The sequence below is a fragment of the Duganella sp. GW821-FHT01E12 genome, assembly GCF_059422325.1.
Window position 1 is genome coordinate 747199 of the sequence record NZ_JBWKWR010000002.1, and the last position, 23841, is coordinate 771039.

Below are 23841 nucleotides of genomic sequence, written 5' to 3' on the forward strand. Positions count from 1 at the left end.
CGCCGGAGGCCGAGCCTTTCACGCTATAATCGACGGTTCGCCGCACGTGCCCGCCCATTCTCGACTTGTATTGTATGGATTTATTGCTCACCACTTCACAGTCCTTTCTGCTGCTCAATACCGACAGCGGCCAGGCGACCAGGCTCGCCACCGGCGACGGCCTGTACTACGGCATCGCCCGCCACGGTGAGCATCTGTACGTCGCGGCGCGCAAGCGCCTGGTGTCGTCCGAGGTGCCGTCGTCCGAGGAGCGCGGCGAGATCCTGAGGTTCGACCGCCAGCTGCGCCCGTGCGGCAGCCTGCGCGCGCCGTTCCCGCTGCGCGACCTGCACGAGATCGCCTGGCACGACGGCAAGCTGTGGGCCACCGCCTCCTACGACAACCTGATCGCCATCTACGACGGCAGCAGCTGGGAGCAATGGTATCCGCTGGGCGGCCCCGGCGTGGGCGACCAGAACCACCTGAACTCCTTCATGTTCGAGGACGGCCTGGTGTGGATCCTGGCGCACAACCGCGGCCCCAGCGAGCTGCTGGCGTTCTCGCTGGCGACGCGCCGGCTGGAACAGCGCATCGCGCTGGGCAACTGCGGCCACAACATCTGGCGCGAGCGCGGCCGCCTGTACACCTGCTCCTCGGCCGAGAGCCGCCTGCTCAGCGACGACGGCTTCGTGCTCGACACCGGCGGCTTCCCGCGCGGCGTGGCCTTCGACGCGGGCAGCCGCTGCATCGGCATCTCGATGCTGGTCGAGCGCAAGGCGCGCGACTTCAGCAGCTGCAAGGTGCTGGTGACCGACCGCGACTGGCGGGCCCGGCACGAGATCGCGCTCGACGACGAGGGCCTGGTGCTGGACCTGATGGCGCTGCCGGACGGCTTCGCGCTGCCGCGGCCGGGCCTGTGGCGGCGCACCGCCGCCCTGTTCGGCGCCGCCCCGGCCCAGCCGGCGGTGCAGTTCGCGCGCCAGGCGCCGCAGCGCGCCTGAGGCCCGCGCGCCGGACAATTTCATTACATCTGGAAACACTTTCCGCTTAGCAGGATAGCAAGAAGTCGCGGGTGGCCATGGTATACTGCCGCCATTGCCAATTGCTCAATTAAAGCGTGAAGGCTGCGGCAACGCCGCCCTTCCTGCATCCGCCATGATTTCTTTCCTGTTTACGCCGTCGGCCGCGCGCCGCCCGGCCCTCGTTATGCCGCGTTCGCGCGCGGTTCGCCACGCATGATTTCCCTCACGATGTTCAGCAGCGTCTGGCGCTACCGCGGCTTTGTGCTGGGCAGCATCAAGCGCGAATTCCAAAGCAAGTACCGCAACTCCCTGCTCGGCGCGGCCTGGACCGTGCTCAACCCGCTGGCGATGATCGTGGTCTACACCGTCATCTTTTCTCAGGTGATGGGCAACCGCCTGGCCGGCTCCGGCTCGCCGTTCGCCTACAGCATCTACCTGTGCGCCGGCGTGCTGACCTGGGGCCTGTTCGCCGAGATCACCTCGCGCAGCCAGTCGGTGTTCCTCGAGCACGCCAACCTGATCAAGAAGCTGCAGTTTCCCCGCATCTGCCTGCCGATCATCGTCGTGCTCAACGCGCTGATCAACTTCGCCATCATCTTCGGCCTGTTCACCGCCTTCCTGCTGCTGTCGGGCGAGTTCCCCGGCTGGATCTACGCCGCGCTGCTGCCGGTGCTGCTGCTGCAGATCCTGTTCGCCATCGGCCTGGGCATGATCCTCGGCGTGCTCAACGTGTTCTTCCGCGACGTCGGCCAGTTCTTCACCATCCTGCTGCAGTTCTGGTTCTGGTTCACCCCCATCGTCTACCCGCTCAACACGCTGCCGGCGCCGGTGCGCGCGCTGCTGGTGTGGAACCCGATGGCGGCCGTCATCGCCGCCTACCAGACCATCCTGGTGCACGGCCAGATGCCGGACTGGGGCAGCCTGCTGCCGGTCACCGTGCTGGGCCTGGCCTGCTGCGCGCTGGGCCTGCAGCTGTTCCGCAAGCGCGCCGGCGAAATGGTGGACGAGCTCTGATGGGCACCATCATCGTCAAGGGACTGGGCAAGGCCTACAAGCAGTACGGCAACCGCTGGAGCCGGCTGGCCGAGTGGGCGCTGCCGGTCGGCCCGCGCCACCGCCTCAAGTGGGTGATCGAGGACGTCAGCTTCCAGCTGGCGCCGGGCGAGGCGGTCGGCATCCTGGGCGTCAACGGCGCCGGCAAGAGCACCCTGCTCAAGCTGATCACCGGCACCACCGTGCCCACCACCGGCAGCGTCCACATCGGCGGCCGCGTGGCCGCGCTGCTGGAGCTGGGCATGGGCTTCCACCCGGACTTCAGCGGCCGCCAGAACGCCTACATGGCGGGCCAGCTGCTGGGCCTGACCGTCGACGAGATCGGCGCGCTGATGCCCGAGATCGAGGCCTTCGCCGACATCGGCGACTATATAGACCAGCCGGTGCGGGTGTACTCGTCGGGCATGCAGATGCGGCTGGCGTTCAGCGTGGCCACCGCGCGCCGCCCCGACGTGCTGATCGTCGACGAGGCGCTGTCGGTGGGCGACGCCTATTTCCAGCACAAGAGCTTCGAGCGCATCCGCCAGTTCCGCGCGCTCGGCACCACGCTGCTGATCGTCAGCCACGACCGCGGCGCCATCCAGTCGATCTGCGACCGCGCCATCCTGCTCGACCGCGGCCGCCTGGCCTACCAGGGCGCGCCGGAACAGGTGATGGACTACTACAACGCCCTGATCGCCGAGCGCGAGGGCTCGAGCATCGACCAGAGCGTCACGCCCGAGGGCCGGGTGCAGACCACCTCCGGCAGCCGCGAGGTGACCGTCAGCGGCATCACGCTGGAGGACGCCAACGGCACGCCGCTGGAGGTGGCCAACGTCGGCACCGCCGTCACGCTGCGCATCCAGGTGCAGGTGCACGCCGACTTGCCGCGCCTGGTGCTGGGCTATATGATCAAGGACCGCCTGGGCCAGCCGATCTACGGCACCAACACCCACCACATGCAGCAGGCGCTGGAACAGGTGCGCGCCGGCGAGCGGCTCGAATTCCGCTTCCGCTTCCCGCTCAACCTGGGGCCGGGCAGCTATTCGGTCACCACCGCGCTCACCAGCAATGAAACCCATCTGGCCAACAACTACGAATGGCGCGACCTGGCCTTCCTGTTTATCGTGATGAATATGAACCGCAACGAATTCGTCGGCAGCAGCTGGCTGGAACCCGAGGTCGAGGTGTGCCGGTGAGCGGCGGCTTCTACCGCGCCTTCGAGGACCGCTACCGCGGCAGCCGCGCGGTGATCGGCGCGCGCCTGCGCGCCTACCTGCCCTTCCTGGACGCGCTGGCCACGCTGGCGCCGCGCCCGGCCGCGCTCGACCTCGGCTGCGGCCGCGGCGAGTGGCTGGAACTGCTGGCCGGGCGCGGCTTCGCCGCCCGCGGCGTCGACCTCGACGACGGCATGCTGGCGGCCTGCCGCGAGCGCGGCCTGGACGCCGCGCACGCCGACGCCGTCGCCAGCCTGCGCGCGCTGCCGGACGACAGCCTGGAGCTGGTGTCGGCCTTCCACCTGGTCGAGCACATCCCGTTCGAGACGCTGCAGACGCTGATCGCCGAGGCGCGCCGCGTGCTGCGCCCCGGCGGCCTGCTGATCATGGAGACGCCTAACCCGGAAAACCTGTCGGTCGGCGCCACCAGCTTCTACCTCGACCCCTCGCACGAGCGGCCGCTGCCGCCGCTGCTGCTGGGCTTCCTGGCCGAGTACTCCGGCTACGGCCGCCAGCGCACCGTGCGCCTGCAGGAGGCGGCGGCGCTGCACGGCGACGCCCCGATCGGCCTGATCGACGTGCTCGAGGGCGTCAGCCCCGACTACGCGATCGTGGCGCAGAAGGCGGCGCCGGCGGCCACGCTGGCGCCGTTCGACGCTGTCTTCGCCCGGCCGTTCGGCTACGCGCTGGGCGACGTCGCCCAGCGCTACGAGCAGCTGCAGGCGCAGCGCCGCGAGGCGCTGCACGGCGCCCTGGCGCAGCAGGGGCAGGCGCTGCACAGCCTGGAACAGGGCGTGGCCGAGCTGGGCGCGCACGTGGCCGCGCAGCGCGCCCGCCTGCCCGGCGTCGACGCCGAACTCAAACAGCTGGAGCGGCGCGCCGACGCCGCCGAGCAGGCCGGCGCCGAGCAGGCCGGACACCACGCGGCGCTGGCCGCGCAGCACGCGGCGCTGGCCGGCGCGCTGGCCGCCCGGCTGGACGCGCTGGAACAGCGCCACGCCGCCGCCGAGGCGCGCGCCGAGGCGCTGGGCCAGCACGTGGTGGCGCTGCTGTCGAGCAGCTCGTGGCGCATCACCGCGCCGTGGCGCCTGGTGGGCGGCTATGTGCGCCGGCTGCGCGCGGCGCGCCGCGACGGCCGCCTGCTCAGCGGCGTCGGGCGGCGCCTGCGGGCGCCGCTGCTGGCGCTGATCCGGGCGGTGCGGCGGCGGCCGGGCGCGACCCGCGCCGCGCGCGCGCTGCTGCGCCTGAGCCCGGCGCTGGAGGCCCGCCTGCGCGGCCTGCAGCGCCGGCAGGACGCCAGCCTGGCGGTGCTGCCGGCCGAGCCGCCGCAGCCGCCGGGCGACATGTCGCCGCGCACGCTGCGCCATTTCCGGGAATTGAAATCTTCGCTAGAGACGAGACCACACTGATGCGCATAGTCATCGATTTACAAGGGGCGCAATCGGAAAGCCGCTACCGCGGCATCGGCCGCTACACGCTGGCGCTGGCGCTGGGCCTGGCGCGCAACGCCGGCCCGCACGAACTGTGGCTGGTGCTCAACGGCGCGCTGGGCGAGTCGATCGCCGAGCTGCGCGCCGCCTTCGCCGGCCTGGTCCCCGCCGAGCGCATCCGCGTGTTCGACGTGGCCGGCCCGGTGGCCGAACTCGACGAGCACAACAGCGCCCGCGCGCGCGCCGCCGAGCTGCTGCGCGAGGCCTATATCGCCGCGCTGCGGCCGGACGCGGTGCTGGTCACCAGCCTGTTCGAGGGCTATGTCGACGACGCCGTCACCTCGATCGGCTGCTACGCCGGCGCCGAGCGCACCGCCGTCATCCTGTACGACCTGATCCCGCACCTGAACCCCGAGCGCTACCTCGGCACGCCGGCGCAGCGCGCCTACTACCAGCGCAAGATCGACTCGCTGCGGCGGGCCGGCCTGGTGCTGGCCATCTCCGACTACTCGCGCCAGGAGGGCATGGACGCGCTGGGCCTGGCGGCCGACCAGGTGGTGTCGATCTCGACCGCCGTGGACGAGGGCTTCCGCCCCGGCCCGGTCGATCCGGCCGAATGGCGGGCCCTGCAGGAACAGTTCGGCATCCGCCGCCAGCTGCTGATGTACGCGCCGGGCGGCTTCGACGCGCGCAAGAACATCGACGGCCTGATCCGCGCCTACGGCCTGCTGCCGGCCGCGCTGCGGGCCGGGCACCAGCTGCTGGTGGCCAGCAAGATCGGCGCCCACGACCGCGAGGCGCTGCAGGCCTGCGCCCACGCGGCCGGCCTCGCGCCGGACGAGCTGATCCTGACCGGCTACGTCAGCGACGCGACCCTGGTCACGCTGTACCGCAGCGCCAGGCTGTTCGTGTTCCCGTCGCTGCACGAGGGCTTCGGCCTGCCGGCGCTGGAGGCCATGGCCTGCGGCGCGCCGGTGATCGGCGCCGACAACACCAGCATCCCGGAGGTGATCGGCAGCGCCGAGGCGCTGTTCGACGCCGGCTCGCCGCAGGCCATGGCCGACAAGATCGGCGCCGTGCTGGCCGACCCGCAACTGCTGCAGCGCCTGCGCGAGCACGGCGCGCGCCAGGCCGCCCGCTTCTCGTGGGACGCCAGCGCGCGGCGCGCGCTGCGCGCGCTGGAGGCGCAGCCGGCCCGCCGCGTGGGCGCCCCGGCCGCCGCGCCGGCGCCGCGCCGCAAGCTGGCCTTCGTCTCGCCGATGCCGCCCGAACGCACCGGCATCGCCGACTACGCGCTGGAGATCCTGCCGGCGCTGTGCGCCCACTTCGACATCGAGCTGGTGCTGCAGCAGGCGCAGTGCGCGCTGCCGCCGGCGCTGGCCCACCTGCCGCAGCGCAGCGTGGCATGGTTCCGCGCCCACGCCGGCCAGTTCGACCAGGTGATGTACCAGTTCGGCAACAGCCCCTTCCACAGCCACATGTTCCCGCTGCTGGCCGAGCATCCGGGCGTGGTGGTGCTGCACGACTTCTTCCTGAGCGGCGTGCTGGCCTACGACCAGCTCAGCGGCAACGTCCCGGGCGCCTGGGCCGAGGCGCTGTTCCACTCGCACGGCTACGCCGCGCTGCTGGCCGGCCAGCAGGTCGACGGCATCGAGCTGGCCAAGGACAGCTATCCGTGCAACCTGGCGGTGCTGGAGCACGCCACCCGCGTGATCGTCCATTCCGAGTATGCGCGCACGCTGGCGCGCCACTGGTACCATCCGCAGGCCGGGCAGGACTGGAGCATCGTGCCGCACGCGCGCGCGCTGGCCGCCCACCACGACCGCGGCGCCGCGCGCGCCGCGCTGGGCATCGCCGCCGACGCCTTCGTGGTGTGCAGCTTCGGCTTCATCGCCCCCACCAAGCTGACGTGCGAACTGGTGCAGGCCTGGAGCGCGTCCGCGCTGCACGCCGACCGCCAGTGCGAGCTGGTGCTGGTGGGCGCCAACCACGGCGGCGCCTACGGCCAGCAGTTGAGCGAGCTGGTGGCGGCCGCCGGCGGCCGCGTGCGCATCGCCGGCTGGACCGACGACCCGGTCTACCACCTGTACCTGCAGGCGGCCGACGTCGGCGTGCAGCTGCGCAGCATCTCGCGCGGCGAGACCTCGGGCGCCGTGTTGTACTGCATGAGCTACGGCGTGCCGACCATCGTCAACGCCAACGGCTCGCTGGGCGAGCTGCCGGCCGACGCCGTGTGGATGCTGGACGACCGCTTCGAGCAGGCGGCGCTGGTGGAGGCGCTCGAGACGCTGCGGCGCGATCCGGCCCGGCGCGCCGCGCTGGGCCAGGCCGGGCGCGAGCTGCTGCGGCGCGACTACAGCCCCGAGCACTGCGCCGCGCTGTACGCGGCGGCGGCCGACCAGGCCTACGCCGAGCGCGGCCACAACGCCCGCGCGCTGGCGCCGGCGCTGGCCGCGCTGCCGCAGCTGCCGCGCGACGACGCCTACCTGCAGCAGCTGGCCGCCTGCATGGCGCGCCTGCCCGACCGGCTGGCGCCGCGCCAGCTGCTGGTCGACGTCACCGCCATCGCCCGCCACGACCTGCGCACCGGCATCGAGCGCGTGGTGCGCACCCAGCTGCTCGAGCTGCTGCGCCACGCGCACCCCGGCTGGCGGGTCGAGCCGGTCTACCTGAGCGAGCAGGGCGGCCACTGGCACTACCGCTACGCGCGCCGCTACGCCTTCGGCCTGCTGGGCATGGACCCGGCCGCGGTCAGCGACCCGGTGGCCGACGCCAACGCCGGCGACGTCTACTACAGCGGCGACTCCTCGCCGGCCGAGATGATGGCGGCCGCCGCCCAGGGCCTGTACCAGCGCTGGCGCGCGCGCGGCATCAGCGTCAACTTCGTGGTGTACGACCTGCTGCCGGTGCTGCGGCCGGAGTTCTTCCCGGCCGGGGCCGACCGCGGCCACGCCGCCTGGCTGGCCGTGGCGGCCGCCAACGCCGACCGCCTGATCAGCATTTCCGACGCGGTGCGCGACGATCTGCGCGCCTGGCTGGCGCAGCAGCCGGCGCCGGCGGCGCGCCCGCCGGCGCTGGAGGTGCTGCACCTGGGCGCCGACATCGACGCCGCCGTGCCGGCCGCGACTGCCGACGGCCCGGCCGTGCCGGGCGCGGACGCGGCGCCGGCCTTCCTGATGGTGGGCACGATCGAGCCGCGCAAGGGCCACCTGCAGGCGCTCGACGCCTTCGAGCAGCTGTGGCGCGACGGCGTGGCGGTCAACCTGGTGATCGTCGGCCACGAGGGCTGGACCCCGCTGGCCGAGCACGAGCGCCGCACCATCCCCGAGATCGTGCGCCGGCTGCAGCAGCATCCGCAGCTGGGACGGCGCCTGTTCTGGCTCAAGGGCATCGACGACGCCCGCCTGCTGCGGGTCTACCAGGCCAGCGACTGCCTGCTGTTCGCCAGCGAGGGCGAGGGCTACGGCCTGCCGCTGATCGAGGCGGCCCGCTACGGCCTGCCGGTGCTGGCGCGCGACCTGCCGGTGTTCCGCGAGGTGGCGCAGCAGCACGCCCACTACTTCAGCGGCCTGGACGGCGCCGCGCTGGCGGCCGCGCTGCAGCAGTGGCTGGCGCTGCACGCGCAGGGCCGGGCCCCGGCCTCGAGCGGCATGCGTTGGATGAGCTGGGAAGACAACGCGGCCGCCCTGCTGACCCTGCTCGCTTATAATGCCGGCAATTTTTAAAAAGTAAAGTTTTCATGTTAAACAAGAACCAAGCCCGCCCGTCACGGGCGGCGCGCCTGCTGCCGGCGCTGCTGCTGATCAACCTGGCGCTGCTGCTGCACTACCTGGTGTGGGACTACCAGGTGGCGGTGCACTCCGATTCGGCCGTGATGAACCTGCTCGCCCAGGAAATCCACGACACCGGCCAGTTCTTCCCGCGCGGCTGGCACTACGCCAACGGCGACCTGTGGGTGCTGGGCACGCACGCGGTCATCGTGCCGCTGCTGGCGCTGTTTCCCAACACCTATGCGCTGCACGCGGTGTCGGGCATGGTCACGGCGGCGCTGGTGCTGCTGGGCGCCTGGGGCATGGGCGCGGTGCTGGGCCAGTCGCGCAACGCGCGCCTGGCGACGCTGACGGTGCTGGCCGGCGGCCTGTCGGCCAATATGGCGGAAAACCTGTACGGCCAGGCCGCCTACGGCCTGCTGTTCGCCCAGGCCAGCCTGCTGGCCTGGAGCGGCTGGCGCCTGCTGCACGGCGACGGCGCGGCGCGCCGGCGCTGGGGCGCGCTGTTCGCGCTGCTGATGCTGCTGGCCTTCTGGTCCAATCCGGCGCGCGCGGCGGTGTCCTTCGGCCTGCCGCTGATGGCGGCCACGGCGGCGGTGTACCTGCTGCCGCGCCTGCACGGCGTGGCGGCCGGCGGCCTGCCGCTGCGGCGCTGCCTGTCCCTGCTGGCGCTGCTGCTGGCGGCGCTGGCGGCCGGCAGCGCGCTGCACGCCCATTACGTCAAGCTGGTCGGCAACAGCGGCCTGGCGCCTGCGCTGTGGCTGGGCTTTGACGGCATGCTGCGCAACGTGCTGGGCGCGCTGCGTGGATTGATGAGCTTGTTCGGCGGCCTGCCCGCCGAGGGCGCCCCCGTGCTCAAGGCCGCCGGCGCCTGGGCCGCGCTGCACCTGCTGGCCGCGCTGGCGCTGCTGTTCCTGCTGCCGTGGGCGCTGGCGCGCGCGCTGCGCGTCGAGGCCGGCGCGCCGGCCCAGCGCGGCCGGCTGTTCATCGCCGTGTTCCTCGGCGCCGCCCTGCTGGTCAACCTGATCGTGCTGCTGGCCACCACCCTGCCCGACATGGCGGCGCCGGAGGCGTCGGTGCGCTACCTGGTGCCGTCGCTGACCGGCGCGCTGGTGCTGCTGATCGGCATCGCGGTCGACGATTTCCGCTGGCAGCGGCCGGCCACCGTGCTGGCCACGCCGGTGCTGGCGCTGCTGGCGCTGAGCGCGGCCAGCGCCTACTACCTGGAGCGGGCGCCGCGCTACTTCGCGCGCGCCCGCATCATCGACAACAGCCCCTACCACAAGTTCGCCGCCTTCATGGCCGAGCACGACCTGCGCTACGGCTACGCCAATTTCTGGAGCGCCGGCCGCATCACGCTGCTCAGCGGCCAGCACACCCGCATCCGCCAGGTCACGCTGGACAACGGCCTGCCGGTGCCGAGCCGCCACCTGGCGTCCGACCGCTGGTACGAGGCCGAGGCCTGGCAGGGCGAGACCTTCCTGATGCTGACCTACGACGAGGAAAAGCAGGTCGACTGGGCGCAGATGGCGCGCTACCTGGGCGAGCCGAGCCGCAAGCTGGAGTTCCAGGGCACGCATCTGATCTGCTATCCGTTCAACATCGCGGCCCGCCTGCCGCAGTGGGACTGGCGGCGCTCGCCGCCGCTGCGCTTCCCGGTCGGCGCGGCCACGCCGCACCGCATCGGCCAGCTGAGCGCGGACGGCACCGCGCTCGAGGCCGGCCCCGGCGCGTCCGGCCACCTGCAGTACGGCCCGCACCGCGTGACCACGGCCGGCAACTACCTGGCCACGTTCACGCTGGAGACGGCCGGCGACAGCGCCGACTTCGGCGTGGTCGACGTGGTGGCCAACGGCGGCGGCCAGCTGCTGGCCGGCCTGCCGATCAAGGGCCGCGGCCCGCTGCAGATCGAGGTGCCGTTCCGCCTGGACTGGCCGGCGCCGATCGAATTCCGCGTGTGGAGCAACGGCAGCGGCCGCGTCGTCACGCGCGGCGTCGAACTGCGCCTGCGCGACCCGCGCGCCCAACCCTAACCCGAGTTTTTTTCCATGCACAGCACCCCTCCCCTGATCTCGGTGGTGATCCCGGTCTACAAGGCCGAGAAGATCCTCGACGAGCTGTACCGACGCCTGCGCGACGCGCTGGAAACGGTCAGCCCCAACTTTGAAATCATCCTGGTCGAAGACTGCGGCGGCGACCAGTCGTGGGCCGTGATCGAGCGCCTGGCGCAGGCCGACCCGCGCGTGACCGGCCTGCAGTTCAGCCGCAACTTCGGCCAGCACTACGGCATCACGGCCGGCCTCGACCAGTGCAACGGCGACTGGGCGGTGGTGATGGACTGCGACCTGCAGGACGCGCCGGAGGAAATCCCGCGCCTGTACGCCAAGGCCCAGGAAGGCTACGACGTGGTGCTGGCGCTGCGCGGCCCGCGCCGGGACCCGCTGCGCAAGCGCGTGACGTCGTGGCTGTTCTACCGCGTGTTCAGCTACCTGGCCGACATCGACATCGACGGCGACAGCGGCAACTTCCGCATCATGTCGCGCCAGGTGGTGCAGAACTTCGGCCGCATGCGCGAACAGCTGCGCTTCTTCGGCGGCCACGTGCAGTGGATGGGCTTTCCCACCACCGGCCTGCAGGTGCAGCACGCCGAGCGCTTCGAGGGCCAGTCGACCTACACCCTGTCCAAGCTGGTGCGGCTGGCGGCCGACACCATCCTGGCCTATTCGGACAAGCCGCTGCGCATCGCCGCCAGCCTGGGCCTGACCATGGCCGGGGTGGCGTTCTGCTTCGGCAGCTACCTGCTGGCCCACTCGCTGCTGTACAGTTCGCCGATCGCCGGCTGGGCCAGCCTGATCGTCTCGCTGTACTTCATCGGCGGCCTGGTGATCGGCATCCTCGGCATCCTCGGCATCTATCTGGGCAAGACCTTCGACGAGGTCAAGCGCCGTCCGTTGTACATCGTGCGCCGCCTGACGGCCGGCGCGCTGCCTGGCCCGCGCGCGCGCGGCCGGGACGACTGAGGAATGACCATGCAGATCGCTTTATCCGAACTCGACCGTGAACGCTTCGGCGTCGTCACCGCCAAGGCCACGCTGGACGGCGCCACCCCGGTGGCCGCCGTGCTGGACTGGTGCGCCCGCCACCAGGCCCAGCTGCTGATCACGCGCAGCGCCACCACCGAGCTGGCGCTGGCCCAGCAACTGGAGCAGGCCGGCGCCTTCCTGGCCGACACGCTGCTGTACTACAGCAAGCAGGACATCGCCGAGGCGGCCGTGGCGCTGCCGCCCGGCTACCGCGCGCGGCTGGCGACGGCGGCCGACGCCGGCGCGGTCGAACGGCTGGCCGGCCTGACCTTCGACGGCTACCTGGGCCACTACCACGCCGACCCGCGCCTGGCCAAGGCCGACGCCGACCTGGTGTATTCGAGCTGGGCCGCCAGCGCCTGCCGCCACCCGGCCGTGGCCGACGCCGTGCTGCTGATCGAGCACGCCGACGGCATCGCCGCCTTCGCCACGCTCAAGGTGCACGACGCCGCCCAGTTCGAGGGCGTGCTGTTCGGCGTGCACCCGCAGCACCAGGGCAAGCGCCTGTACCACGCGCTGATGCAGCTGGCGCAGAACTGGGCGCGCGAGCGCGGCATCGGCCAGATGCTGGTGTCGACCCAGGTGACCAACCTGTCGGTGCAGAAGGTCTGGTGCCGCCAGGGCTTCGAGCCCTGCCGCAGCTATTACACCTTCCACAAATGGATGGAGCCGGCATGCTGAACTATCTCTACATCGCGCTGACCATCGCGCTGACCGTGTACGGCCAGATCGTGCTGAAAATGCAGGTGGCCAGGGCCGGCGCGCTGCCGGCCGACGGCGCCGCCAAGCTGCAGTTCCTGCTGCAGCTGCTGCTCAACCCCTGGGTGCTGAGCGCCTTCGCGGCCGCCTTCCTGGCGTCGGTGGCGTGGATGGGCGCGATGAGCAAGTTCCAGCTCAGCCATGCCTACCCGTTCATGAGCCTCAATTTCGTCATCGTGCTGGCGCTCAGCGCCTGGTTGTTCCACGAGCCGATGTCGGCCACCCGCATGCTCGGCGTGGCGCTGATCTGCATCGGCACCGCCGTCGCCGCCCAAGGCTAACCCTTCCCCCTATCGACCATGCAAACGATCCCCTTCAACAAACCCTTCATGACCGGCCGCGAGCTGTGGTACATCGCCCAGGCCCACACCAACGGCCACCTGTCCGGCGACGGCCAGTTCACCAAGCGCTGCCACGGCTGGCTCGAGCGCAGCACCGGCACCCGGCGCGCGCTGCTGACCCACTCCTGCACCGCGGCGCTGGAGATGGCCGCGCTGCTGGCCGAGCTGCAGCCGGGCGACGAGGTCATCATGCCGTCCTACACCTTCGTCTCGACCGCCAACGCCTTCGTCATGCGCGGCGCGGTGCCGGTGTTCGTCGACATCCGCGCCGACACCCTCAACATCGACGAGAGCAAGATCGAGGCCGCCATCACGCCGCGCACCCGGGTGATCCTGCCGGTGCACTACGCCGGCGTGGCCTGCGAGATGGACACCATCATGGACATCGCCCAACGCCACGGCCTGCTGGTGGTGGAGGACGCGGCGCAGGGCATCATGTCGACCTACAAGGGACGCGCGCTGGGCACCATCGGCCACCTGGGCGCCTATTCCTTCCACGAGACCAAGAACATCATCGCCGGCGAGGGCGGCGCGCTGCTGGTGAACGACCCGGCGCTGGCCGAGCGCGCCGAGATCATCCGCGAAAAGGGCACCAACCGCGGTCAGTTCTTCCGCGGCCAGGTCGACAAGTACACCTGGGTCGACATCGGCTCGTCCTACCTGCCGGGCGAGGTGATCGCCGCCTTCCTGTGGGCCCAGATGGAGGAGGCCGACGCCATCACCGCGCGCCGCCTGGCGCTGTGGGACGGCTACCACGCGGCGCTGGCGCCGCTGGAGGCGGCCGGCCAGCTGCGCCGGCCGGTGCTGCCGGACGGCTGCGTCCACAACGCCCATATGTACTACATCCTGCTCGAGTCGCTGGAGCAGCGCAGCGCCGTGATCGCCAGCATGAAGGCCCAGGGGGTGCAGACGGTGTTCCACTACGTGCCCCTGCACAGCGCCCCGGCCGGCCTGCGCCACAGCCGCCACCACGGCGCCATGGAGCAGACCGACCAGCTGGCCGACCGCCTGCTGCGCCTGCCGCTGTGGGTGGGCCTGGAGGACCAGCAGCCGCAGGTCGTCGCCGCGCTGTGCGCGGCGCTGGCGCAGCATCCGGCGCAGCGCTGAGCCGTCCCCACCTTTTGAGAAGCGAGTTTCCGTGACCCCTGTTTCCTCCCCTGGCGCCCGCGGCTGGCGCCGCCTTGCCGACCCGGCCGGCCCGGCCGCGCTGCTGCTGGCCGCGCTGCTGTCGCTGGCCTTCGCCCACTGGATGTTCGGCACCGCCTTCATGCGCGGCCTGAGCAGCTTCTGGCAGCAGCAGGACGGCGACATCGCCCAATACGTGTCCGGCTTCAACGCCTTCGTGCGCGAGCCGTGGCAGTGGCCGCTGCTGCACCTGTCGTCGATCAACTATCCGGACGGCACCCTGGCCACCTTCCTCGACGCCATTCCGCTGTACGCGCTGCTGCTCAAGCTGTGGCAGCACGGCCCGGACACGCCGTTCCGCAACCCCTATCCGCTGTGGATCACGCTGTGCTTCCTGCTGCAGGGCGCGGGCGCCTGGTGGCTGTGCCGCGAGGCGCGGCTGCGCTCGTGGACCGCGCTGCTGGTGCTGGTGCTGCTGCTGGCCTCGTTCCCGGCGCTGGGCTACCGCATCCACCACACCAGCCTGATGTCGCAGTGGCTGCTGCTGTTCGGCCTGGCCCTGTACGGCCGCGGCACCCGCCTGGGCCGGCTGGCCGCCACCGGCTGGAGCGTGCTGATGCCGCTGGCCTTCTACATCAACCTCTACCTGTTCTGCATGCTGGGCCTGCTGCTGCTGGCCGACCTGCTGCGCCACGCGCGCGCCGGCCAGCCGTGGCGCCGGCTGGGCCGCACGCCGCTGCTGATCGCCGTGTGCCTGGGCGCCAGCCTGTTCGTCACCATGCTGCCGCTGGGCGCGCAGTCCGGCGGCGGCGAGTGGGGCTTCGGCTTCTACTCGATGAACCTGCTGGGCCCGTTCGCCGGCGGCCGCCTGCTGCACTTCAAGGTCGAGATCGCCAACGAGGGCCAGGGCGAGGGCTACGCCTACCTCGGCGTGTTCATGCTGGCCATGACGGTGTACGCGCTCCGCCTGCGCCGCCTGCGCGATCCGGCGTTCTGGCGCCGCCACCGGCCGCTGTTCGTGGTGCTGGTGTGCATGACGCTGTACGCGCTGTCGAACATCGTCTACCTGAGCGACAGCGAGGTGTTGCACCTCGACCTGCCGTCCTGGACCGGCAAGCTGACCTCGGTGATGCGCACCTCGGCGCGCTTCTTCTGGCCGGTCGGCTACGCGCTGATGGCCTTCACCGTGATCACCGTGGCGCGGCTGGCGCCGCCGCGCCGCGCCGGCCTGCTGCTGGTGGGCCTGCTGGTGCTGCAGCTGTACGACCTGCATCCGAACAACCAGCGCAACCGCGCCACCGCCGACATCGCGGCGCCGCAGCGGGTGCGCGCCGCGCTCTGGGACGGCTTCCTGGGGCCGGACATCAAGACCCTGCAGAACTATCCGCCGTTCGGCTGCGGCAAGGCGCCGGCCACCACCACCATCCTGCCGACCATGCTGTACGCCAGCCAGCACGGGCTCAACATCACCTCGGGTTATGTCGCCCGGGTCAAGAAGCCGTGCGACAATTACGCCGCCGAGATCGCCGCCACGCGCGCGCCCTCGACCGCCTTTGTGTTCATCAAGACCGATTTCGCCGCCCTTGCCGACGCCCAGCAGCTGCTCGGCGGCGCGGCGGCCGCGGCCTGCATCGACGCGGATTTCGCCTGGCTGTGCAAGCGGGCGCCCGCAACTGTAACGGAGAATCACCCATGAAAAAACTAGTGTCCCTGGTGGCGCCTTTCTACAACGAGTCCGGCAACGTGGAGGAATTCTTCCGCCGCGTCGGCGCCATGGCCGCCGCGCTGCCGCAGTACGACTTCGAAGTCATCGCCGTCAACGACGGCAGCCGCGACAACACCTGGAACGAACTGCTGCAAGCCCACGCCGCCTATCCGCGGGTGCAGGTGATCGACCTGTCGCGCAACTTCGGCAAGGAAGCGGCGCTGACGGCCGGCCTGGACCGCGCCATGGGCGATGCCGTCGTGCCCATCGATTCCGACCTGCAGCACCCGCCGGAACTGATCGCCGACATGCTGGTGCAGTGGGAGCGGGGCGCCGAGGTGGTGCTGGCGCAGCGCACCGACCGCGTCACCGACGGCCGCCTGCAAAAGCTGTCGGCCACCCAGTTCTACCGCTTCCACAACAAGATCTCCAACATCCACGTGCCGCCCAACGTCGGCGACTTCCGCCTGATGGACAAGGCGGTGGTGGCGGCGCTGCGCCAGCTGCCGGAAAACCACCGCTTCATGAAGGGCTTGTTCGCCTGGGTGGGCTTCCGCACCGTGACCATCCCGTACGAGCACGGCCCGCGCGGCGCCGGCAACTCCAGCTTCAACTTCTGGAAGCTGTGGAACCTGGCGCTGGAAGGCATCACCAGCTTCAGCACCGCGCCGCTGAAGATCTGGACCTATATCGGGCTGGGGGCGTCGGCGTTCGCGCTGCTGTACGCGGCCATCATCGTCATCAAGACCGCGATCGCCGGCATCGACGTGCCGGGCTATGCCTCGCTGATGGTGAGCGTGATGTTCATCGGCGGCGTGCAGCTGATCGGGATCGGCGTGCTGGGCGAGTATATCGGCCGCATCTACCACGAGGTCAAGCGGCGCCCGGTCTACCTGGTGCGCGAGTCGCGCGGCGGCACCGAGCAGGAGTGAAGCACACCGACGGCCCGCGGGCCGTCAGCGTTTTTTGAACACGAGGAATTTGGCGCTGAGGAAGTTGATCACCATGCCGCCGACCGAGCCCGCGCCCACCGCCAGCGCCGGCGCCAGCGGCCAGTGCGGCAGCAGCGCGATGGCGGCGCTGGAACCGAGGTAGTTGACCGCGCCGCCGCCCAGCATGGCCGACAGGTAGCGCCACCATTCGCGCCAGACGCTGTCGCCGGCCGGATGGAAGGTGTAGCGGCGGTTGATGCGCCAGGTGGTCCAGACGGCCGCCAGGAAGGACAGCGCGCGGCCCAGGTAGAAGCCGCTGCCCAGCGCCATGGCCAGGTACAGCACGGCCACGTCGACCACCAGCCCGGCCACGCCGGCGACGGCGAAACTGGCCATCTGGCGGCGCGTGCTGCGCGCCGCGCCGGCCTGCAACTCGGTGGCCACTTATTTGCGCAAGCCGCCCAGCAGGGCCGCCAGCTTTTGCTTGGGCTTGGCCGCCGCCGCGCTGCTCAGCGTGGACGATGGCGCCGGCGCCGGCGCCTTGGCCGGCTCGTACGGCTTGAGGAACCAGGGATCGACCTTCTCGCGGCGGCTGCCGTAGGCCGGCGCGCCGGCCGCGCGCGGCGGACGTTCGCCACGGTCGCTGCGTTCGCCGCGTCCGCTCGAGGACGACGACGGCGCGCCGCGCCCGCCCTCGTCGCGGCGCGGACGGCGTTCGCCGCGCTCGTCGCCGCCGTAGCTCGGGGCCGGGTTGAAGCCGGTCAGTTCGCCGCGGCGGATGGTCTGCTTGATCAGTTTTTCGATGTCGGCCAGCAGGCGTTCATCCTTGTCCGAGTAGATCGACAGCGCGTCGCCCGAGGCGCCGGCGCGGCCGGTGCGGCCGATGCGGTGCACATAGTCCTCGGCGTTGTACGGCAGGTCGTAGTTGATCACGCACGGCAGGTCGGTGATGTCGAGGCCGCGCGCGGCGACATCGGTGGCGACCAGGATGTCGATCTCGCCCTTCTTGAACGATTCCAGCGCGGCCATGCGCTCCTGCTGGGTCTTGTCGCCGTGGATGGCGACCGCCTTCATGCCCTCCTGCTCCAGCCCCTTGGCCAGGCGCGAGGCGCCGATCTTGGTGTTGGAGAAGATGATCACCTGCTTCAGTTCGCGCTGGCGCAGCAGGTGCGCGGTCAGCGCGTGCTTCTGGTTCTCCGCCACCTTGTAGACCACCTGGGTGACCTTGTCGGCGGTCTGGTTGCTGCGCGCCACCTCGATCGTGACCGGGTTGCTCAGGAAGGTGTTGGCCAGCTTCTTGATCTCCGGCGAGAAGGTGGCCGAGAACATCAGGTTCTGGCGCTTGGCCGGCAGCAGGTTGATGATGCGCTGCAGGTCGGGCAGGAAGCCCATGTCCAGCATGCGGTCGGCCTCGTCCATGACCAGCATCTGCACCTGGCCCAGGCTGATGTTTTTCTGCTCGACGTGGTCCAGCAGGCGGCCCGGCGTGGCGATGACGATCTCGACGCCGGCCTTGAGGATGATGGTCTGGCCCTTCATGTCCATGCCGCCGAACACCACGGTCGAGCGCAGCGGCGTGTGCTGGGCGTAGGCCTTGACGTTCTCGGCCACCTGCACCGCCAGTTCGCGGGTCGGCGTGAGGATCAGCGCGCGCACCGGATGGCGCGCCGGCGAGGTGCTGGCGCTGGCGTGGGCCAGCAGCATCTGGATGATGGGCAGCGCGAAGCCGGCGGTCTTGCCGGTGCCGGTCTGGGCCGCGCCCATGACGTCGCGCCCCTGCAGCAGCACGGGGATGGCCTGGGCCTGGATAGGCGTCGGGTGCACATAGCCCTGGTCGGTCAGCGCGCGCAGGATGGCCGGCGACAGGCCGAAGTCGGCGAAGCGCACTTGCTCGGGCGCGGCGGCGGTCGGCGCGGCTTCGGCGGCGGGCGCGGCGGCGGCAACGGCGTCCACTGCGACAGCGGCTTCGACTGCGGGAGCGGCTTCGACAGCGGGCGCGGCGGCGGCCACGGCGTCGACGGCCGCGGTTTCCGGGGCGGCGGACTCAATAACGGTCGGGGTGGTGATCTCGGTTTCGGACATAGTGTGTGCGGCGGCCCTGCGGCGGACAGCCAAGCTTTCTTCAATTAACAGATCTGCGCTGCCGGCCCGGGCTTGGTGTACGACTTGGAGGAAGTGCGGAAGGACCGGCGGGGCGGCGCGCGCTTAGCAGGATACAATGAGCGCCGTAAACTATACCCTAATTTCCGGCAACTGCGCTAAAAACCGCCGGCTTTTATATTAAAACTCTTGTATCAATGGTATGTATAATAGCCAATCTGATCAGAATATCGTTTACTTTCGAGCGCAGCTCCGCCCGCGCAACCCGTTACGCCACCGGATATCCCACCACCATGCACGTGCTTCCGCCGGTCCTGCGCCGCTGCCCTTCCGTCTTGCTGTCCTGTTTGCTGATACTGAGTTTCCTGCTGGCCTGGCTGCCGCCGGCCGACGCCGGCGCGGCGCCGGCGCCGTCGCTGCGCTTCAAGAAGCTGGGGCCGCTGGGCGGCGACGAGCCGTCGATGCTGTCGCTGCTGCAGGACCGCAAGGGCTTCATCTGGGTCGGCACCCACACCAACGGCCTGTACCGCTATAACGGCTACCAGGCGGTCAAGTACACCAACAACCCGTCCGACCCGCGCAGCCTGCCGCACGACCGCGTCTCGGCCATCTACGAGGACCGCCAGGGCCGCATCTGGGCCGGCACGCAGAACGGGCTGGCACGCTTCAACCCGGAGAGCAACGACTTCACGCTGTTCGCGCCCACCGGCAAGGCGCCCAAGAACCACCGCATCGTCAAGAACATCATTTCCGACGGCAAGAACGGCATGTGGGTCGGCAGCTGGGGCGGCCTGCAGCACTTCGATCCCAACACCGGCAAGTTCACCGTCTACGCCCACGACGACGCCGATCCCGGCAGCCTGGCCAGCAACGACCTGAACGCGCTGGCGCTGGACGCCCAGGGCGGCGTGTGGATCGGCACCTGGCCCGGCGGGCTGGACTACCTGGCGCCGGGCGCCACCAGCTTCCGCCACCACCAGGTCGACCCGGCGCCCAAGCCGGACGCGCGCGTGAACATCGTGCGTGCGCTGCAGTTCGACCGCAGCGGCACGCTGTGGATAGGCACCGAGTCGGGCGTGATCCGCTGGGACGGCAAGCGCGACTGGGACAGCCGCCAGGCGGTCGCCTCGCCGTACAGCCGCATCACCAACTTCAACCTCGACAACAAGGGCACCTTGTGGTGCACCACGCTGTCGGCCGGCCTGCTGCGCTGGAACGAGGCCAACGGCGAGTTCGACCAGTTCGTGCACGCGGCCGACGATCCCTACAGCCTGCCCGGCGACAACCTGCGCGCGGTGATGCAGGACCGCGGCGGCATGCTGTGGATCGCCTCCTTCACCGACGGCATCAGCCTGGCCAACCTGTCGAGCGAGGGCTTCACGCGCCACGTGCCGTTCCGCATCGACAGCCGCTCGGCGCCGGCCAGCAACGCGCTGCTGAGCCTGGCCCGCGCGCCGGGCGGGCGCATCTGGCTGGGCGGGAATGTCGGCATGAGCTTGTACGATCCGGCCACCAGCACCGTGATCAAGAGCTACCGCGCGGACGACAAGAAGCCCGGCATGCTGAGCCACTCCATCGTCTACAGCATGTACCAGGACGACGACGGCAAGGGCCCGCTGTGGCTGGGCACGTCCAACGGCCTGAACCGGCTGGACACGCCGGACAGCCCGTTCCAGGTCATCCACTTCGGCAACACCGCCAGCGACTACATCAACGCCATCGCGCCCGGCGCCGGCGGCGTGCTGTGGCTGGCCACCGGCAACAGCCTGATCCGCTACGACAGCAGGACCGACGCCCGCAAGATCTACTACAACGATCCGCAGGACCCGAGCACGCGCAGCGTCAACGGCACCTCGGCGGTGCTGGAGGACCGCGCCGGGCGCGTGTGGGCCGGCTCGGAATGGAACGGCGGCGGGCTCGACCTGCTGGACCCGGCCACCGGCAAGTTCCGCCACTACCGCCACGCCGGCGGCGACAAGAACAGCCTGAGCGACGACAACATCGCCAGCCTGCACGAGGACGCGCAGGGCCGCATCTGGGTCGGCACCAGCAAGGGCCTGGACCTGGTGGTGTTCGGCGCGGACGGCCAGGTCAGCTTCAAGTCCTACGCGGCCGCCATGCGCGCGCCCAAGATCCTCGCCATCGAGCACGACCTCGACGGCAAGATCTGGTGCAGCACCATCGCCGGCCTGTACCGGCTGGACCCGGCCAGCGGCCAGGTCAGCCACTTCAGCCCGTCGGACGGGCTGACCGAGGGCTACACCGTCAACTCCTCGTCCATGGGCCGGGACGGCTTGCTGTACTTCGGCGGCGTGCACGGCATGACGGCGGTGACGCCGTCGGCCGTGCGCACCAGCTCGGTGCCGCCGCAGGTGGCGATCACCGACATCACCGTGTTCAACCACTCGCTGCAGGACGGCAAGCCGGGCGAGAACGTCAAGGCCGACGGCCCGGTGACCTCGCCCACCGCGCTGACCTTGTCGTCGCAGGCCTCGGTGTTCTCGCTGGAGTTCGCCGCGCTGCACTACACCGAGCCGGCCGAGAACCGCTACGCCTACCAGCTGCAGGGCTTCGACCGCGACTGGGTGCACACCGACGCCGCCCACCGCAGCGCCAGCTACACCAACCTCAATCCCGGCCACTACGTGTTCCGGGTCAAGGCCGCCAACCACCTGGGCGTGTGGAATCCGGAGCCGGCCACGCTGGCCATCACCATCACGCCGCCGTTCTGGCAGCGCTGGTGGTTCCGCGCGGGCGCCGCCGTACTGGTGCTGGGCTCGCTGATGCTGGCCTACAAAATCCGCATCGCCCGCCTGACCCGCCACCAGGCCGAGCTCAAGCAGCTGGTGGCGGCGCGCACGCGCGAGCTGGAGGAATCGAACCGCAAGCTGGCCGCGCTCAGCACCACCGACGGCCTGACCGGCGTGAGCAACCGGCGCGGCTTCGACCTGGCGCTGGAGGCCGAATGGCGGCGCGCCGCCCGCACCGGCCAGACGCTGGCGCTGTCGATGCTGGACGTGGACTACTTCAAGAAGTACAACGACCACTACGGCCACCTGGCCGGCGACTCGACCCTGCGCACTGTGGCCGAGCTGATCACCGCGCACGGGCGCCGCACCACCGACCTGGTGGCGCGCTACGGCGGCGAGGAGTTCGCACTGCTGGCCGCGGCCACCGACGCGGCCGACGCCTTCGGCGTGGCCGAGGAAATCTGCGCCGAGCTGGCGCGGCGCCAGCTGCCGCACGAACAGTCGCCGTTCGGCATTCTGACCATCAGCATCGGCGTGGCGGTGATGCGGCCGACCGAGGACAGCTCGCCCGAGCTGCTGGTGCAGATGGCCGACCGCGCGCTGTACCGCGCCAAGGAAAAGGGACGCAACATGGCGCTGCTGGCCATGCCGCCGTTGTAGGAGTTTTTGATGGAACAGCATCAGCCCCCGGCGCCGGCAGACGATCCGCAGCCGCTGCCGCCAAGGCCGCCCGAGCCGGGCGACTGCTGCCACAGCGGTTGCGCCTTCTGCGTCGAGGACCTGTACCAGGACGAGCTGGAGCGCTACCGCGCCGCGCTCAAGGCCTGGCGCGAACGACACCCGGCAGCGCCCGGCTAGCTAGCCGCCGCCGTCGTCATTCCCGCGCAGGCGGGAATGACGTTAAAACGTTTCCCACTCGTCGCCGGTGCCGGTCCTGGCGGCCTGCTTCAATGCCGGCTTGCGCGCCGCAGCCTGCACCGCGCGCGACGCCACCGCCACCGGCTTGCGGCGCGGCGCCGGCGCACTCGCCTCCAGCAGCTTGAACACCCCCACCACCTCGCTCAGCTTCGCGGCCTGATCCTGCATCGACTCGGCCGCCGCCGCGGCCTGCTCCACCAGCGCCGCGTTCTGCTGGGTCACCTGGTCCATCTGCACGATGGCGGTGTTGACCTGCTCGATGCCGTGGCTCTGCTCCACGCTGGCCGAGGTGATCTCGGCCATGATGTCGGTCACGCGGGTGATGCTGGCGACGATCTCGGCCATGGTCTGCCCGGCCTGGTCGACCAGCTGCGAGCCGGTCTCCACCTTCTGCACCGAATCGCCGATCAGCTGCTTGATGTCCTTGGCCGCGGCCGCCGAGCGCTGGGCCAGGTTGCGCACCTCGGACGCCACCACCGCGAAGCCGCGTCCCTGCTCGCCGGCGCGGGCCGCCTCCACCGCCGCGTTCAAGGCCAGGATATTGGTCTGGAACGCGATGCCGTCGATGACGGCGATGATGTCGACGATCTTGCGCGACGATTCATTGATCGAGGCCATGGTGCCGACCACCTGCCCCACCACGTCGCCGCCCTTGACCGCGATGCCGGACGCCGACTGCGCCAGCACATTGGCCTGGCGCGCGTTGTCGGCGTTCTGCTTGACGGTGCTGGTCAGCTGCTCCATCGACGAGGCCGTCTCCTCCAGCGAGCTGGCCTGCTCCTCGGTGCGCGCCGACAGGTCCTGGTTGCCGCTGGCGATCTCGCTGGACGCGGTGGCGATGGTGTCGGTGCCGCTGCGCACCTGGCTCACCAGTTGCTGCAGATTGCCGGTCATGTCCTGCAGCGCCTGCATCAGCTGGCCCGTCTCGCAGGCCGAGGTGACGGCGATGCTGCGGGTCAGGTCGCCGCCGGCCACGTCGCGCGCCAGCGCCACCGCCTGCTGCAGGGGCGTGGCGACGATGCGCGCCACCCACAGCGCCAGCCCCATGCCGATGACGATGTTCGCCACCAGCAGCACGATCTGGGTCCAGCGCGCGTTGGAGAACACGGCGCTGGCGGCAGCGCTGGCCGCCTCGCCGCCGTCCGAATTCAGCTTGACCAGCTTGTTGACGGTGGCGGTCAGCTCGCCCAGGATCTTGGCCGAGTTGCCGCTGGCCACGGCGCGCGCCTCCACCTTCTGGTTGGCGCGCGACAGCGTCATCATTTTTTCGTGCTCGACCAGGAAGGCGGCCAGGCTCTTGTCGAATTCGACGGCCAGCGCCCGCTCCTCAGAGTCGCTGATCACTTTTTCGTAACCCTGGCGATGGGCCTTGAGGGTGGTCAGCGTGTCGTCCATGCGCTTTTCGTAGCCGGCCATGCCCTGCGGGTCTTCGTTGAGCAGGTGCGCCAGTTCCCAGCGCCGGTAATCGCCCACGTCGCCGCGCAATTCCAGCACCGCGCGCACGCTGGGCATCCAGTTCGTCGCCAGGTCGGTCGAGGCCTGGTTGACCTGGCCCATCGACAGGATGGAACACACGCCCATCACCAGCGTCAGCAGCAATACCGCGCTGAACGACACGATGAGCTTGGTGGCTATTTTCAGGTCGTAAAACCATTTCATGGAAGTCTCCTCATCGCTG

General features: G+C 70.4%; 17 protein-coding genes. 14 read left to right on the forward strand and 3 right to left on the reverse strand.

What is annotated here, in order from left to right:
- The first annotated feature begins 83 nt into the window (after positions 1–83).
- From AC07WS_RS08565 to AC07WS_RS08620, 12 genes are all read left to right on the forward strand, one after another.
- Positions 84–980 carry a YncE family protein gene (locus AC07WS_RS08565; RefSeq protein WP_494728630.1) on the forward strand — a complete coding sequence of 299 codons (897 nt, stop codon included), beginning with the start codon at positions 84–86 and terminating at the stop codon, positions 978–980.
- Between the two features lie 234 nt (positions 981–1214).
- Positions 1215–2015: an ABC transporter permease gene (locus AC07WS_RS08570; protein ID WP_494728631.1), complete on the forward strand. Its 801-nt coding sequence runs from the start codon at positions 1215–1217 to the stop codon at positions 2013–2015.
- Positions 2015–3232: an ABC transporter ATP-binding protein gene (locus tag AC07WS_RS08575; protein ID WP_494728632.1), complete on the forward strand. Its 1218-nt coding sequence runs from the start codon at positions 2015–2017 to the stop codon at positions 3230–3232. The genes AC07WS_RS08570 and AC07WS_RS08575 overlap by 1 nt, the downstream gene beginning before the upstream one ends.
- A complete protein-coding gene (locus AC07WS_RS08580) occupies positions 3229–4659 on the forward strand; it encodes a class I SAM-dependent methyltransferase (protein WP_494728633.1) in 1431 nt (476 codons plus the stop codon). The genes AC07WS_RS08575 and AC07WS_RS08580 overlap by 4 nt, the downstream gene beginning before the upstream one ends.
- Positions 4659–8405, forward strand: a complete 3747-nt coding sequence (locus AC07WS_RS08585; protein ID WP_494728634.1) for a glycosyltransferase — start codon at positions 4659–4661, stop codon at positions 8403–8405. Before AC07WS_RS08580 ends, AC07WS_RS08585 begins: the two co-directional genes overlap by 1 nt.
- A gap of 14 nt (positions 8406–8419) precedes the next feature.
- Complete coding sequence (locus AC07WS_RS08590; protein WP_494728635.1) at positions 8420–10483, forward strand: hypothetical protein; 2064 nt, start codon at positions 8420–8422, stop codon at positions 10481–10483.
- A gap of 15 nt (positions 10484–10498) precedes the next feature.
- Complete coding sequence (locus AC07WS_RS08595) at positions 10499–11470, forward strand: glycosyltransferase family 2 protein (RefSeq protein WP_494728636.1); 972 nt, start codon at positions 10499–10501, stop codon at positions 11468–11470.
- 9 nt (positions 11471–11479) lie between these two features.
- The gene (locus AC07WS_RS08600) at positions 11480–12214 is read left to right on the forward strand and encodes a GNAT family N-acetyltransferase (RefSeq protein WP_494728637.1); all 735 of its coding nucleotides are present in this window, start codon (positions 11480–11482) and stop codon (positions 12212–12214) included.
- On the forward strand, positions 12208–12573 hold the full coding sequence (locus AC07WS_RS08605; protein WP_494728638.1) for an EamA family transporter: 366 nt from the start codon (positions 12208–12210) through the stop codon (positions 12571–12573). Before AC07WS_RS08600 ends, AC07WS_RS08605 begins: the two co-directional genes overlap by 7 nt.
- Before the next feature lie 18 nt (positions 12574–12591).
- Positions 12592–13740 carry a dTDP-4-amino-4,6-dideoxygalactose transaminase gene (gene rffA / locus AC07WS_RS08610; RefSeq protein WP_494728639.1) on the forward strand — a complete coding sequence of 383 codons (1149 nt, stop codon included), beginning with the start codon at positions 12592–12594 and terminating at the stop codon, positions 13738–13740.
- A 31-nt stretch (positions 13741–13771) separates the two neighbouring features.
- Positions 13772–15454, forward strand: a complete 1683-nt coding sequence (locus tag AC07WS_RS08615; RefSeq protein WP_494728640.1) for a DUF6311 domain-containing protein — start codon at positions 13772–13774, stop codon at positions 15452–15454.
- Complete coding sequence (locus AC07WS_RS08620; protein WP_494728641.1) at positions 15451–16395, forward strand: glycosyltransferase family 2 protein; 945 nt, start codon at positions 15451–15453, stop codon at positions 16393–16395. Before AC07WS_RS08615 ends, AC07WS_RS08620 begins: the two co-directional genes overlap by 4 nt.
- A gap of 24 nt (positions 16396–16419) precedes the next feature.
- Here AC07WS_RS08620 and AC07WS_RS08625 read toward each other — a convergent pair whose 3' ends face one another.
- Together AC07WS_RS08625 and AC07WS_RS08630 are read right to left on the reverse strand one after the other, a co-directional pair.
- Positions 16420–16839 carry a GtrA family protein gene (locus AC07WS_RS08625; RefSeq protein ID WP_494728642.1) on the reverse strand — a complete coding sequence of 140 codons (420 nt, stop codon included), beginning with the start codon at positions 16837–16839 and terminating at the stop codon, positions 16420–16422.
- Positions 16840–18477 carry a DEAD/DEAH box helicase gene (locus AC07WS_RS08630; RefSeq protein ID WP_494728643.1) on the reverse strand — a complete coding sequence of 546 codons (1638 nt, stop codon included), beginning with the start codon at positions 18475–18477 and terminating at the stop codon, positions 16840–16842.
- Positions 18478–18788: 311 nt separating this feature from the next.
- Between AC07WS_RS08630 and AC07WS_RS08635 the strand changes: the two genes are divergently transcribed.
- Both AC07WS_RS08635 and AC07WS_RS08640 read left to right on the forward strand, forming a co-directional pair.
- Positions 18789–21905 (forward strand): ligand-binding sensor domain-containing diguanylate cyclase, encoded by a 3117-nt coding sequence (locus tag AC07WS_RS08635; protein ID WP_494728644.1) that lies wholly within the window; start codon positions 18789–18791, stop codon positions 21903–21905.
- A 9-nt stretch (positions 21906–21914) separates the two neighbouring features.
- Positions 21915–22103: an oxidoreductase-like domain-containing protein gene (locus tag AC07WS_RS08640; RefSeq protein WP_494728645.1), complete on the forward strand. Its 189-nt coding sequence runs from the start codon at positions 21915–21917 to the stop codon at positions 22101–22103.
- Positions 22104–22145: 42 nt separating this feature from the next.
- Here the strand turns inward: AC07WS_RS08640 and AC07WS_RS08645 are convergent, their stop codons facing one another.
- Positions 22146–23822: a methyl-accepting chemotaxis protein gene (locus AC07WS_RS08645; RefSeq protein ID WP_494728646.1), complete on the reverse strand. Its 1677-nt coding sequence runs from the start codon at positions 23820–23822 to the stop codon at positions 22146–22148.
- Positions 23823–23841 lie beyond the last annotated feature (19 nt).

Coding starts and splice junctions, on each gene's coding strand:
- AC07WS_RS08570 (WP_494728631.1), top strand. CDS start 1,215: ATGATTTCCCTCACGATGTTCAGCAGCGTCTGGCGCTACCGCGGCTTT.
- AC07WS_RS08575 (WP_494728632.1), top strand. CDS start 2,015: ATGGGCACCATCATCGTCAAGGGACTGGGCAAGGCCTACAAGCAGTAC.
- AC07WS_RS08585 (WP_494728634.1), top strand. CDS start 4,659: ATGCGCATAGTCATCGATTTACAAGGGGCGCAATCGGAAAGCCGCTAC.
- AC07WS_RS08590 (WP_494728635.1), top strand. CDS start 8,420: ATGTTAAACAAGAACCAAGCCCGCCCGTCACGGGCGGCGCGCCTGCTG.
- AC07WS_RS08595 (WP_494728636.1), top strand. CDS start 10,499: ATGCACAGCACCCCTCCCCTGATCTCGGTGGTGATCCCGGTCTACAAG.
- AC07WS_RS08600 (WP_494728637.1), top strand. CDS start 11,480: ATGCAGATCGCTTTATCCGAACTCGACCGTGAACGCTTCGGCGTCGTC.
- AC07WS_RS08605 (WP_494728638.1), top strand. CDS start 12,208: ATGCTGAACTATCTCTACATCGCGCTGACCATCGCGCTGACCGTGTAC.
- rffA (WP_494728639.1), top strand. CDS start 12,592: ATGCAAACGATCCCCTTCAACAAACCCTTCATGACCGGCCGCGAGCTG.
- AC07WS_RS08620 (WP_494728641.1), top strand. CDS start 15,451: ATGAAAAAACTAGTGTCCCTGGTGGCGCCTTTCTACAACGAGTCCGGC.
- AC07WS_RS08630 (WP_494728643.1), bottom strand. CDS start 18,477: ATGTCCGAAACCGAGATCACCACCCCGACCGTTATTGAGTCCGCCGCC.
- AC07WS_RS08635 (WP_494728644.1), top strand. CDS start 18,789: ATGCACGTGCTTCCGCCGGTCCTGCGCCGCTGCCCTTCCGTCTTGCTG.
- AC07WS_RS08640 (WP_494728645.1), top strand. CDS start 21,915: ATGGAACAGCATCAGCCCCCGGCGCCGGCAGACGATCCGCAGCCGCTG.
- AC07WS_RS08645 (WP_494728646.1), bottom strand. CDS start 23,822: ATGAAATGGTTTTACGACCTGAAAATAGCCACCAAGCTCATCGTGTCG.